This is a genomic window from Desemzia sp. AGC72 (assembly GCF_057334175.1).
Genome location: NZ_JBHFIG010000006.1, coordinates 232,642 through 245,576 on the forward strand (window position 1 = coordinate 232,642; position 12,935 = coordinate 245,576).

Annotated in this window: 11 protein-coding genes; 8 read left to right on the plus strand and 3 right to left on the minus strand. The window is 37.9% G+C overall.

Annotated features, from left to right (window positions below; genetic code table 11):
- The first annotated feature begins 236 nt into the window (after positions 1-236).
- The 3 genes from ACE025_RS04535 to ACE025_RS04545 are packed head-to-tail and all read left to right on the plus strand — an operon-like array spanning position 237 to position 4,441.
- Positions 237-1,253: a glycosyltransferase family 2 protein gene (locus tag ACE025_RS04535; RefSeq protein ID WP_485937896.1), complete on the plus strand. Its 1,017-nt coding sequence runs from the start codon at positions 237-239 to the stop codon at positions 1,251-1,253.
- Positions 1,250-1,651 carry a GtrA family protein gene (locus tag ACE025_RS04540; protein WP_485937929.1) on the plus strand — a complete coding sequence of 134 codons (402 nt, stop codon included), beginning with the start codon at positions 1,250-1,252 and terminating at the stop codon, positions 1,649-1,651. The genes ACE025_RS04535 and ACE025_RS04540 overlap by 4 nt, the downstream gene beginning before the upstream one ends.
- Before the next feature lie 48 nt (positions 1,652-1,699).
- The gene (locus ACE025_RS04545) at positions 1,700-4,441 is read left to right on the plus strand and encodes a YfhO family protein (protein ID WP_485937898.1); all 2,742 of its coding nucleotides are present in this window, start codon (positions 1,700-1,702) and stop codon (positions 4,439-4,441) included.
- A 65-nt stretch (positions 4,442-4,506) separates the two neighbouring features.
- Here the strand turns inward: ACE025_RS04545 and ACE025_RS04550 are convergent, their stop codons facing one another.
- Positions 4,507-5,211, minus strand: a complete 705-nt coding sequence (locus ACE025_RS04550) for an MgtC/SapB family protein (protein WP_485937900.1) — start codon at positions 5,209-5,211, stop codon at positions 4,507-4,509.
- Between the two features lie 211 nt (positions 5,212-5,422).
- Between ACE025_RS04550 and ACE025_RS04555 the strand changes: the two genes are divergently transcribed.
- From ACE025_RS04555 to ACE025_RS04565, 3 genes are read left to right on the plus strand one after another with little or no spacing between them, the layout of a single operon-like run.
- Positions 5,423-6,193 (plus strand): DeoR/GlpR family DNA-binding transcription regulator, encoded by a 771-nt coding sequence (locus ACE025_RS04555; RefSeq protein ID WP_485937902.1) that lies wholly within the window; start codon positions 5,423-5,425, stop codon positions 6,191-6,193.
- On the plus strand, positions 6,171-7,085 hold the full coding sequence (gene pfkB, locus ACE025_RS04560) for a 1-phosphofructokinase (RefSeq protein WP_485937904.1): 915 nt from the start codon (positions 6,171-6,173) through the stop codon (positions 7,083-7,085). The genes ACE025_RS04555 and pfkB overlap by 23 nt, the downstream gene beginning before the upstream one ends.
- A gap of 25 nt (positions 7,086-7,110) precedes the next feature.
- Positions 7,111-9,012, plus strand: coding sequence for a PTS fructose transporter subunit IIABC (locus ACE025_RS04565; protein WP_485937906.1), 1,902 nt, complete (start codon positions 7,111-7,113; stop codon positions 9,010-9,012).
- Positions 9,013-9,260: 248 nt separating this feature from the next.
- Here ACE025_RS04565 and ACE025_RS04570 read toward each other — a convergent pair whose 3' ends face one another.
- Positions 9,261-9,827 (minus strand): chromate transporter, encoded by a 567-nt coding sequence (locus ACE025_RS04570; RefSeq protein WP_485937908.1) that lies wholly within the window; start codon positions 9,825-9,827, stop codon positions 9,261-9,263.
- A 3-nt stretch (positions 9,828-9,830) separates the two neighbouring features.
- Positions 9,831-10,403, minus strand: coding sequence for a chromate transporter (locus tag ACE025_RS04575; RefSeq protein ID WP_485937910.1), 573 nt, complete (start codon positions 10,401-10,403; stop codon positions 9,831-9,833).
- A 254-nt stretch (positions 10,404-10,657) separates the two neighbouring features.
- Here ACE025_RS04575 and ACE025_RS04580 point away from each other — a divergent pair, with 254 nt between their 5' ends.
- Positions 10,658-11,512 (plus strand): glycosyltransferase family 8 protein, encoded by an 855-nt coding sequence (locus tag ACE025_RS04580; protein WP_485937912.1) that lies wholly within the window; start codon positions 10,658-10,660, stop codon positions 11,510-11,512.
- A gap of 47 nt (positions 11,513-11,559) precedes the next feature.
- Positions 11,560-12,912, plus strand: coding sequence for a glutathione-disulfide reductase (gene gorA / locus ACE025_RS04585; RefSeq protein WP_485937913.1), 1,353 nt, complete (start codon positions 11,560-11,562; stop codon positions 12,910-12,912).
- Positions 12,913-12,935 lie beyond the last annotated feature (23 nt).

Here is a 12,935-nt window from a genome sequence, read left to right on the forward strand (position 1 = left end):
GAAAATTTTCAACACCTCCAGAATCATAGATTTAGTTTAAAATAAATATCAAGAAATAGATAAAATTTAAATGTCATTCCATAGTAAGAATCTGACTGTTTTGATGGGAATAGTTAGATTCTTTTTCGGCTTAAATGACAAGTCCGTAGCACTTTAATAGACGTTCTAATCTTACTGGGGTATAATTTGAGAGATTAAATAAAATGTGAAAGACAAAGAATGAAAGGTAGTTATCAATGAAAACTATTACAATTTTAGTTCCAGCGTATAATGAAGAAGAAGTACTTGAACAGATGTATAGGGTGTTGGTCTCTGTTTGCAATCAATTGACCAATTACAAGTTTGAGTTTCTTTTTGTGAACGACGGCAGTAAAGACCGAACGTTAGAAATCGTTAAACAACTGAAAGAAAGAGATTCCCGTGTGGAATATGTGGATCTTTCACGGAATTTTGGTAAAGAAATAGCGATGTCGGCTGGGTTTGATTATGCCAGCGGAGATGGCTTGATTATTATGGACGCTGATCTGCAGCATCCTCCAGAAGTCATTGAAGAGATGATCTATTGGTGGGAACAAGGATACGACGATGTGTATGCGATTCGCAGAAAACGTGAAGGGGAAAGCAAGCTGAAAAAACTGACCTCTAAAACTTATTACAAGCTATTGCAGAAAGTTTCTAAAGAAGAGATCATTCCAGATGCAGGGGACTTCCGCTTGTTAGACAAGAAATGTATCGAGGCACTGTCTCAGTTGAGAGAACATGCTCGTTATACTAAAGGAATGTACAATTGGATCGGTTTCAAGAAAAAAGAAATTAGTTATGATGCAGACCCAAGAGCTGGCGGTGAAACAAAATGGAAATTTAGTGCCTTGCTGACCCTTGCCATCAACGGGTTGACATCTTACAGCACATTGCCGCTGAAAGTGTGGTCTATTGTAGGTATTGTCATCTCGTTATTAGGGTTTATTTATTTGTTTATCGAAATTATGCGTACGATTTTTATGGGCAACTCAGTTGCGGGATATCCTTCTTTAATTGCAGGGATTCTCTTTCTTGGTGGAATTCAGCTGATTTCTCTTGGAGTGATTGGAGAGTATCTAGGGCGAGTGTTTGTCGAAACGAAAGACCGTCCTCTTTATTTTGTTCAAGAAACCTCAGAAGAAAAGAAAGAACGGGAGAAGAGAGAAATTTCTCGCACTTCAAACGAACAAGAAAAAACAGAAAGCGTTGGTCATGATAAATGGAATTCATAAAAAAAATGTATTATAAATATGAAGAACTTATTATTTACTTGGTATTTGGTGTGTTGGTTACCTTATTCAATATTCTGGTATTTTATTTATTAAATACAGTGTTAGGTGTACAATATTTGATCGCAAACTTAGTATCAATCATCTTATCCATCCTATTTGCTTTTTTTACAAATAAGAAATACGTGTTCAAGTCAAAATCAAAGAGCTTCCAGAGTTGGATGAAAGAATTTGTTTTATTCTGCAGTTTTAGAGCTCTTTCAGGTGTATTTGATATGTTGAGCATGTGGATATTGGTAGATTTTCTCACTCTTGATACAAATATTGCTAAGATAGCTACCCAATTTATTGTGGTTGTGCTGAATTATTTTTTCAGTAAGTTTTTTGTATTCAAAGGATAATAATCACTGAAAAAATAATGAAGAGAAAAGAGATTGGTGGTTAGCGTTATGGAACAAATTCAACAAAGCAAAAAAACGAATACCTCAAAAGAAATTTTGTGGTATTCTCTTTTATTTTTGATTACGATGGCATCCATCTATGGATACTTTATTTTGAGCGGAACATCTTTCATTTGGGAAAGTGATGGATTCACTCAACATTATTTATTGTTTAAAGATTATGTAGGGATGTGGCAAGAGTTTATCCAACACCCGACTGGCGGGTTTCAAAACTGGGATTGGACGATAGGACTAGGCGCTGATGTGATCATTTCTTACGGATATTATGTAGTGGGAGACCCATTTGTTTACCTAGGTTTATTATTTCCGCAGTCGATGATGGAATTTGCCTTTCACTTTTTGATCGTCTTAAGAATTTATTGTATAGGTTTGGCGTTTATTTTTTACGCACGCAAAATGAACGTCAGCGGAGTTGGTTTATTGACAGGAACGTTTGTATATACGTTCTCCCATTATGTGACATTGAATGCTACAAGACATCCATTCTTTTTGATTCCGATGATTTTCTTCCCGTTACTTTGTTTAGGAGTAGAAAAGATATTGCGCAAAGAGTCCGCATTGTTTTTCTCTGCTGTAGTATGTGTCAGTGCAACAAGCAATTTTTATTTTTTCTATAAACTGACAGTGTTGATTTTTATTTATGCAGTTTTCCGTTATTTTGAGTTGGGGATACCTCTAAAAAAGTTCTGGAATTATTTTTGGGGAGCTTTGTCCCACTATTTGATCGGGGTCTTCATGTCAGCAGTGGTTTTATTCCCTGTAATTTGGGGATTTCTTCAATCTTCCAGAGAACCTGGAACATTCGCCAGCGGAATGACATTATACCCGCTGCAATACTACGTTAACCTTCTAGCAAATGTATTCATTTCAGAAAGTTACTTGTGGACTGTTTTGGGATTTGCCGGAGTCGTGATGTTGGTAATTCCATTGTTCTTTGTCAAACGGAAAGTGTTCGGGGCTATCCCTTACATGATGGGTTTATTCCTTATCATGCTTTTATTCCCAGCGTTTGGATCCGTTATGAACGGTTTATCTGGACCATATAATCGCTGGACATTTATTATCCCATTATTATTTGGTGTAGCAGTAGCGCGTTTATATCAATACCGGTTTGATTGGAATAAAAAAGACCGGTTAGCTATGTTAGTTGGATGGTTATTTTTTAGTGTAGTAGCACTTGGCTTACAAGTTCTTGGTCATTTTTCGTGGGCTAGGACAGTTCCAGTCATAGCAGCTTTTCTTGTGTGGGCATTATTAGAAATGACGGCTCGTATGAGAGAAAAAGGAAAGCTGACAAAAGGTTGGGAAAAAGCAGTGTCGGCCATTATATTCTTATCGGTGATTGGGAATGTGATTTTTAATGCTCAAGAATATTATTACCCTATGGGCCAAAATAAAGTAGCGGAACTGCTGCCTTATGGAACAGCAAATGACCAATACGAGCAAGTATTTGATGAAGTTGAAAAAGAAATCCCTCCTGTTTCAAAGGATGATATATTCCGAATTGGGCTAACAGCAAAAGATAATCACATCCGCAACCATATGGTTTATTTGGAACGAATGGGAATGACGTCTTATTTATCGATCACTAACGGATCTGTGGCGCAATTTGCTCGTCAATTGGAGATTGGGTCGTTTCAACTAATACAGCCCGTGCGAAATGGTTTAGATGACCGCAGAATTGCCAATCATTTATTGGGCGTGCGGTATATCGCGACAGAGGTTTCGAATGAAAAGTATTTACCTTATGGTTATGAAGTGATCTATCGTTCCGAGGGAGAAAATGCACACTTGATTGCAGAGACGGATCAAGCTTATCCGTTTGCATATGCAAACACGGTTGTGATGGACAACGAGAAATTCGAAAAACTGAACCCTGTAGAAAAAGAAGAGTTTTTATCTACAGGTTTTACTGCACCAGCGGACGAAGTTGACATTGATCAGTTAGATTCTTTCGACTCATCACTTTCAACAAAAGAGGTATCGCATACTATTCGCAGTGAAGATGAAGAGAAATTGAAGATTCAAAATGGCCAAGTTATCGTTCAAGATAGTGATGGTAAATTATTGGTCGAATTAGAGGATGTAAACGAGATTCAGCAATCGGAACTGTATGTCCATTTAAAGGGAATGGATTTTGAACCCAATCCGAGTAAAACGTATAAACGAGTGAACACGAGTTTTAATACTACAGTAGCTTTTAATGGACGAAATAAAATCATTCATCAATCCGATAAGCAGAGTTTCAGTTCATATATTCATCGTAAGAAGATGTTGTTTAATTTAGGTTATCAAGCAGAAGTTGATTCCAATACCGTCACGGTCCAGTTTGAAAAGCCTGGAACGTACGATTTAAAAGAAATCACAGTTTATGCATTACCTGTGGATGAAGAGAGCTACAATGAGAAAGTGGCTGAAAAAACAGCTCAACAATTAGATGTGGCAACATTTGAAAATGAATACATCGAAGGGACGATCACTCAAGAAAAAGATGCTGTTCTAGTGACAAGTATCCCTTACTCTGTGGGGTGGTCAGCTAAAGTAAATGAGGAAGAAGTAGAAACTATAAAAGTCAATTACGGTTTTATCGGAATTCCTTTAAAAGCTGGAACTTCTCAAGTAGAATTTTCATATGAGACGCCTTTCTTAAAAGTCGGGTTCGTTGTCAGCTTGATTGGTGTAGGATTATTTGCAGTTGAAAGTGTTAGAAGAAAAAAGAATAAGAAATAATAAAAGAAACCGATTCTTGAACGAATTCAAGAATCGGTTTCTTTTTTCTGCAAAGTTATTGCAGGTTATTTTTCTTTAAGTGTGCTGATATGATGCACGTCTTTGATAGCAATCACGTCATCGATCAACTGAGTCATTTCCATTTCTTCAGGTAAACCAATACTGTAGTAGTTCGAGTAATTAATTACATCATCTTTACTGTACTCCAAGCTGTGTTCTTCACTGAAAACTTTAATATGATGATCAACAAAGTAATTGCTCAATTCTATATGAGTATGTTTGCCGGTATATTTAATATTTACTAAGCGGACATTTGGTGCGCCAAATAGTCTTTTGATAATTCTCAATACAATCAGAACGGCTAATGTGCTGACAATAGCTAAGAAATAATAACCCATACCCACTGCGATACCAATGCCGGCAATCGCCCAAATTGAAGCCGCCGTGGTCAGACCTGAAACATTGCGCTTAGTGACAATGATCGTCCCAGCACCTAAAAAACCAATTCCGCTGACGATTTGAGCAGTTAATCGATTGAAATCTGTTGTCAATACGTTTTCTAAATCAGGATTCTCAAGGACCATCGTAATAATGTCATAACTGGCTTCCATTTGTACCATAGCAATGATAGCAGAGCCTACAGAAACAAGCATATGGGTTCTTAATCCAGCGTTGTGTCCTTTAGCTTCGCGTTCAAAACCAATAGCGCTGCCGCAAATAATAGCCATACCAATTCGAACTAAAATTTCTAGATTGCTCAATTCATACATAAAAAAAACCCTCTCGTAAGTAAGGATATGCGCAAAACTATCAATGATCGATTATTTCGTCTTGCTTTTCATTTTAAATATACCTTTGAGGTTGAAAATTGTCAAAGAAAGGAACCGAGTTAGAATAAGGCTTAAACGCTAAAATACGCTCACGAATGTGATTGTTTTTGGGTGGAATTGGTGGTAAAATAAAGAGCGCTGGAGGTGGCTTATGTTAACTGAAGAACGTTATCAATATATTTTGGATCAGCTGACACAACATGGATTGGTAAAATCCCAAGAACTGATCAAAGAAATGAATTGTTCTGAATCGACTTTGCGTCGAGATTTAGACGCTCTTGAAGAAAAAGGATTGCTGGTTCGGGTACATGGGGGCGCCAAACGACTCTATGAAATAGAACGAGAGATTCCAGTTACCGAAAAAACATCCAAAAACATTCAAGAAAAAAAGGCGATTGCTGAATATGCTTCATCTTTTATACAAGATGGAGATACGATTTTCTTAGATGCCGGAACAACCACATTGTATATGATTCCGTTTTTGAAACAGAAAAAAATTCGTATCGTGACGAACGCAGTCCAACATGCTCATTTATTAGCGGACCAGGAAAATGAAGTGGTCTTAATTGGCGGAGTATTAAAAAATACAACTAAAGCTGTTGTAGGAGCTGTAGGATGTGCTCAGTTGAGCCAATACAATTTTAATAAAGCGTTTCTAGGAATAAATGGTGTAGACCTCGAATATGGGTTAACTACTCCCGATCCAGAAGAAGCGGCTATCAAGCAGCAAGCCATCAAAAATAGTGCGAAAGTATTTATTTTAACCGATAACAGCAAATTCAATACAGTAACCTTTGTGAAAGTGGAGGATATCGACGGTGCAACGATTTTGACAAACTCCTTGAACAAAAAAGAATATGCTGCTTATTTTGAAGCAACTACGATAATGGAGGTAAAACATGATTTACACAGTAACGCTTAATCCATCGATTGATTACATTGTGCAACTCCCTACCGTTCAGCTTGGAGAACTGAACCGCATGACAGGCGACATCAAGCTGCCAGGTGGAAAGGGTATCAACGTTTCGCGTGTATTGAACAATATTGGACAAGAATCAACAGCCTTAGGTTTTATTGGCGGCTTTACAGGACGATTCATTATGGATTGGCTGAAAAAAGAAGCTGTTGGAACGGATTTTGTTGAAATTGAACAAGATACTCGAATCAATGTAAAAGTAAAAGCAGACATCGAAACGGAGATCAATGCAGCCGGACCATCAGTCTCAAAAAAAGAGTCTGAACAATTATTGCATCAAATGGATGCCCTGACTGCAGACGATATCGTTGTTTTGTCAGGAAATAAACCCCCAACATTGCCAGAAGATTTTTATCAGCAAATGGTAAAAAAAATCTCAGCGGTTGGAGCAGATTTTGTTATCGATACTACTGGAAAAGAATTGATGAATGCGATCAGTTCTCGTCCTTTGTTGGTTAAACCAAACCATCACGAGTTGGCAGATTTGTTTGAAACAACTTTTGACTCTGTTGAAGATATTATTCCATATGGCAAAAAGTTGATTGATCTAGGTGCAAAATACGCTGTTATCTCTATGGCTGGCGACGGAGCATTATTCTTTACCGAATCAGCTGCTTACCAAGCTACAGTACCTAAAGGAAAAGTAAAAAATTCAGTTGGAGCTGGAGATTCTATGATCGCTGGATTTATCGGCGCATTAGTCAGCACGAACGATTCATTAGAGGCTTTCAAAAGAAGCGTGGCAACCGGAAGTGCTACGGCATTTTCAGATGACTTAGCTACTAAAGAAGCTATCGATGCGTTGGTAGAACAAGTAGAAATCAAAAAAATTGGTTAAGTAGAACTTACAGGAGGATAAAAGAATGAAAATGAAAGACATTTTAATTAAAGATGTTATGATCATGGATTTAAAAGCTCAAACAAAAGAAGCTGCTATCGACGAGATGATTGCAAGCTTAAAAGAAAACAACCGCATCAGTGATGTAGAAACGTTTAAAGAAGGTATCTTGACTCGTGAAAGCCTATCTTCAACAGGTCTTGGAGACGGGATCGCAATGCCTCATGCAAAAAACAAAGCTGTTAACAAAGCGACTGTTTTATTTGCTAAAAGCAACACAGGTATTGATTACAATTCTTTAGATGGTCAACCAGCGTTCCTATTCTTTATGATCGCAGCTCCAGAAGGGGCTAATGATGTTCATTTGGACGCATTGGCGAACCTTTCCCGCTTATTGATTCGTCCGGATTTTGTAGCATCATTGAAAAACGCCGCTACTGCTGATGAAGTCCAAGAACTTTTCACAGCAGCAGAAGAAGTGGAAGAAGAATCAAATACTGTAGAAGAAACTACAGCACCTGTTGCTGAAGAAAGACCTTATGTCGTAGCTGTAACAGCTTGTCCTACAGGAATTGCACACACATTTATGGCTGAAGATGCTTTGAAAAAGAAAGCAGCTGAAATGGGCGTAGACATCAAAGTAGAAACAAACGGAAGCGGTGGAATCAAAAACCGTCTGACAGCTCAAGATATCGAACGTTCTGTTGGTGTTATCGTAGCTGCGGATAAACAAGTTGAAATGGCTCGTTTTGACGGCAAACCTGTATTGCAACGTCCAGTAAGCGATGGAATCCGCAAAACAGAAGAATTGATCACAAAAGCAATCAACCAACAAGCACCAATCTATTCAGCTGGCGAGCGTAAAGCTGAAGCAAATAATGACAACGACGAAAAAGGTTCTGTATGGAACAAAGTCTATAAAGACTTAATGAATGGAATTTCTCACATGCTGCCATTTGTAGTCGGCGGCGGAATCTTAATGGGTCTTTCATTCTTATTTGAAAGCTGGTTAGGTAAAGAGAGTGAAATCTTCTTATTCTTAAACTCAATCGGAAGCCAAGCGTTTAATTTCTTAATCCCTATTCTAGCGGGTTACATTGCACTTAGTATTGCTGACCGTCCTGCATTAATGCCGGGTATGGTTGGTGGAGCGATGGCTGTTGCCAGCAACGCTGGATTCTTAGGTGGTTTAGCAGCTGGTTTCTTAGCAGGTTACTTAATGATCGGATTGCAAAAAGGATTGCGCAACTTGCCTAAAGCATTGGAAGGAATCAAATCAATCCTGTTGTTCCCAGTACTTGGTTTATTGCTTATCGGATTAGTAATGTATTTCGTTATTGGACCGATTTTTGGTACGATCAATGAAGCAATGATTACTTTCTTAGAAAACCTTGGAACTGGAAATGCAGTTATATTGGGAGCTCTATTGGGTGGAATGATGTCTATCGATATGGGTGGTCCGTTCAATAAAGCTGCATACGCGTTTTCTATCGGTATCTTCACGGATACAGGTGATGGAAGCTTGATGGCTGCTGTTATGGCCGGAGGAATGGTTCCGCCGTTAGCTATCGCATTAGCAAGCACATTGTTCAAAAACAAATTCAATGCAGACGAAAGAAAATCTGCTTTGTCTAATTACGTTATGGGAATTTCATTCATCACTGAAGGTGCGATTCCATTTGCTGCAGCTGATCCATTGCGTGTCATTGGTTCTTCAGTAGTCGGTTCTGCTATTGCCGGTGGATTGACTCAGTTATGGAATGTAACTGTACCGGCACCACATGGTGGAGTATTCGTAGCTGGACTTTCAAATAACCCGCTATTGTTCATAGTAGCTATCTTAATCGGGATGGTTGTAGGAGCTGTTATCTTAGGACTATGGAGAAAACCAGTTGAAAGCAACGATTTAGGATTAGAATTGAAATAATCAAAATAAAAAAGTTGCTCCCGTATGAAGATCATCTCTTCATACGGGAGCAACTTTTTAAGTGTTTTCTAGTTGGTTGTGGAGACGGAAATCGGCCATCGTCTACTAGAGTCAGCTGCTCATGGCCAAAAAATCATTTGATAAGGTCATGAGAACGATTTAGTTCACCGTCGTGGCTGAACAATAACTCTTTTCGGCCATGACGTTCCGCTCTAACGTGTTTATGACTGCTAATATGCTGATCTGTTTTACAGAATAACGTAGTAGATAAGAATTCCGGCAACACCTGAAAGAATCATGACATGAATAGGTCCTAGCTTGGTTTTACGCAAGAGAGCTAAGCCGATAATAAACAGTATAACGGAGATCCAGTTTAAATCGCTGAAAGCCACTGGAAAACTCTCTGCACCAAACATAGCAGTCAAGAAAATCGTCAATCCAGCGGAAGCGATCAAAGCAACTACAGCTGGGCGCAGACCCTTGAGGATACCATCCATAAGAGGGATTCCTTTATATTTGTAATACACAGTGGCTAGTAGGACCACTATAATGCAAGAAGGAGCGATACAACCAAGAGTTGCGACTACTGACCCCGGAAAACCAGCTACTTTTGTACCAACAAAGGTAGAAGTGTTGATAGCTATTGGTCCAGGCGTCATTTGAGAAATGGTAATGATATCAATGAATTCTGTACTCGACAGCCAATTGTTTTGATGAATCACTTGTTCCTCAATCAAAGGCAACGCAGCATAACCGCCGCCAAAACTGAATAAACCGACTTGGAAGAAACTCCAAAATAATTGTAAGTAAACCATGTTTTATAAGTCCCCCTTTTGATCACGAGATCCGCGCAGGGACGTATAAGCACCTACAGCACCACATATCAATAAAATAATAACGATGTTGATATCTAATAAGATGGCAGCAATGAAAGCTAAAACCATCATTACGATCGGTAAAACTTGCTTGGACTTAATGATTTTTGCAGACATATCTATGACAACACTCACGATAACAGCTGCGACCCCTGCTTGCATCCCTAATAGAAGAGCACTAACAACTGGATTATCTCTAAAAGCTTGATAGAAATAAGAAATAAGCGTGATGATGATCAGCGGAGGAAAGACTGTTCCTACTACGGCTATTAAAGAGCCTAAAATACCAGCCATTCTATATCCGACGATAATAGATGTATTTACAGCGATAGGACCCGGAGCAGATTGACCGATTGCAACGAGATCCAACATTTCCTCCTCGTCTATCCATTGTAGTTCTCTAACGAACCGCTTTTGCATTAAGGGCACAATAACGTAACCTCCGCCAAATGTAAAAGCACTTAATGTAAAAGTAGAGAGAAATAATGTCCAATAAAATTTAATATCTTTTTCCATTTGAACCTCCTGTATAAATGATGACAATATGTACTTCGTATATTATACCGTAAATGAGAAAAGGTTTCATTTCATGGAAGTCAAATTCCTTATATTTTATATAAATGAAAACAAAAACACCTCTCTTTCATTCCAAATATGATATGCTTAATTATGAAGAAAAATATCAGCGAATGAATAAAAGTATGATTTTATAAAAAGGAAGTAAAATCTATTGCGATGAAACTTTAATTATACAGAGTAGGAGATCAAAAATGAATGTGTTAGTTACGTGCAATGAAAATTATCTACCACCTCTTAAAACAATGTTATGGTCATTGTTCAAGACCAATCGTAGAGAACAATTCATGATCTATTTTATGCATAATAAGATGGCAGAAAATAGATTAGAAGAGCTGAATTTGTTTATCAAAAAAAACGGACAAGAATTTTATCCAATCGATTGTAGTGATTTATTTGAAGAAGACGCTACGGTGAATCGCTATTACTCGATTGAAATGTACTATCGGTTACTGGCTCCGTTTATTTTACCGGATGAAGTTGATCGGATTCTTTATTTGGATCCAGATATCATCAACTTAAATCCTGTTTCTAATTTCTATAACCAAGATTTCAAAGGGAATTTATTTGTGGCGACCACTCATGATTATTTGACGAAATGGATACAACCGATCAATAATATTCGGTTGAATACTTTGGAGTCTAAAGGGTATTTTAATACGGGGATATTATTGATGAACTTGCCTGCCATTCGATTAAGCAAAACAAAAGAAGATATATTTTCAGGAATCGAGTTAAATAAGAAACGTTTGTTGCTGCCTGATCAAGATGTCTTCAATTATTTGTATTGGGACTCTATTTTAGAGGCTGATTGGAAAATTTATAATTTAGACCCGAGATATTATTCGAAAGCAAATGTTATTTTTCCAAAAGATTACAATTTGGAATGGGTAGAGAAAGAAGTAGTCTTTATACATTATTGCGGCAAACAAAAACCATGGAATAAAAAAGAAGATTATAAATACAAGTTAGGTCATTATTATGATCAAAATGAATTGGAACACTTAGAAGAACAATACCGCACCTTTGATTTTGTCCTTGAAGAATAGCGGAAAACTCGTTAACCTATATAAAATAGAGAGAGAAGGAAATTAGAATGACAAAACATTATGATTATATTGCTATCGGCGGCGGTAGCGGAGGAATTGCTTCTATTAATCGTGCAGGTATGCATGGAGCTAAAGTAGCTATTGTAGAGGCTAATGAATTAGGCGGAACGTGTGTCAACGTTGGTTGTGTGCCTAAAAAAGTAATGTGGCATGGTGCTCAATTAATGGATGAAATGAAGCTGTATGCAGAGGATTATGGTATCAGTTATTCAGACATGCAAATAAATTATGCTAAATTAGTATTAAACCGAGAAAAATACATTGATCGCTTGCATACAGTCTACAAAAAAGGGTTGGACGGTAATGGAGTTGATTTGATTAAAGGTTTTGCTAAATTCGTAGACAATCATACGATTGAAGTCAACGGAGAACAATACACAGCTGATCATATTTTGATTGCTACAGGCGGATATCCTGAAAGACCAAATATTCCAGGTCAAGAATATGGTATAGACTCAGATGGATTTTTTGCGTTAACAGAATTGCCTAAACGAGTGGCTATTGTTGGAGCAGGATACATTGCTGTTGAATTGGCTGGTGTCACTCACGGGTTAGGTGCAGACACTCATTTATTTGTGCGAAGAAACGCACCTCTTAGAACGTTTGATTCGATCATCAGCGAGGGACTTGTAGAAACGATGGAAAGAGAAGGCGCAACTTTGCACACGCATTCGATTCCGAAAAAAGTTGAAAAAAATGAAGATGATAGTTTAACGATTTACTTTGAAGACGGTTCTTCTCATACGACAGACACGATTATTTGGGCGATTGGTCGTAAACCGAATACTGCAAACTTGAACTTAGAAGCTACAGATATTGAGTTGAATCCCGAAGGTTACATCAAAGTAGATGACTACCAAAATACCAATGTAGATGGGATTTATTCTATTGGAGATGTAACCGGGCGTATCGAATTGACTCCAGTAGCTATTGCAGCTGGAAGACGTTTGTCGGAGCGTTTGTTTAATGGCAAAAAGAATGAAAAATTAGATTACACCAATATTCCTTCTGTCATTTTCAGCCACCCGCCAATCGGAACGATCGGGATGACAGAAGAAGAAGCAATTGAGAAATACGGTTCAAAAAACATCAAAATATACCAAACTAAATTTACTTCTATGCATAGTGCGATCACTAAAAATCGTCAACGGACATACATGAAACTAGTCTGCTATGGACAAGAAGAAAAAGTCATTGGATTGCACGGGTTAGGAAGCGGAATGGATGAAATGCTTCAAGGTTTTGCAGTAGCTATTAAAATGGGTGCTACAAAAGCTGATTTCGACAATACAGTTGCCATCCATCCTACTGGGGCAGAAGAATTTGTAACGATGAGATAGTAGAGCAAAAAGAACGGTTGAGT

Bases quoted from the DNA above. Each gene is read 5' to 3' on its own strand.
- gorA (WP_485937913.1), top strand. From the start codon at position 11,560: ATGACAAAACATTATGATTATATTGCTATCGGCGGCGGTAGCGGAGGA.
- ACE025_RS04575 (WP_485937910.1), bottom strand. From the start codon at position 10,403: ATGGAAAAAGATATTAAATTTTATTGGACATTATTTCTCTCTACTTTT.
- ACE025_RS04580 (WP_485937912.1), top strand. From the start codon at position 10,658: ATGAATGTGTTAGTTACGTGCAATGAAAATTATCTACCACCTCTTAAA.
- ACE025_RS04570 (WP_485937908.1), bottom strand. From the start codon at position 9,827: ATGGTTTACTTACAATTATTTTGGAGTTTCTTCCAAGTCGGTTTATTC.
- pfkB (WP_485937904.1), top strand. From the start codon at position 6,171: ATGATTTACACAGTAACGCTTAATCCATCGATTGATTACATTGTGCAA.
- ACE025_RS04535 (WP_485937896.1), top strand. From the start codon at position 237: ATGAAAACTATTACAATTTTAGTTCCAGCGTATAATGAAGAAGAAGTA.
- ACE025_RS04550 (WP_485937900.1), bottom strand. From the start codon at position 5,211: ATGTATGAATTGAGCAATCTAGAAATTTTAGTTCGAATTGGTATGGCT.
- ACE025_RS04545 (WP_485937898.1), top strand. From the start codon at position 1,700: ATGGAACAAATTCAACAAAGCAAAAAAACGAATACCTCAAAAGAAATT.
- ACE025_RS04555 (WP_485937902.1), top strand. From the start codon at position 5,423: ATGTTAACTGAAGAACGTTATCAATATATTTTGGATCAGCTGACACAA.
- ACE025_RS04565 (WP_485937906.1), top strand. From the start codon at position 7,111: ATGAAAATGAAAGACATTTTAATTAAAGATGTTATGATCATGGATTTA.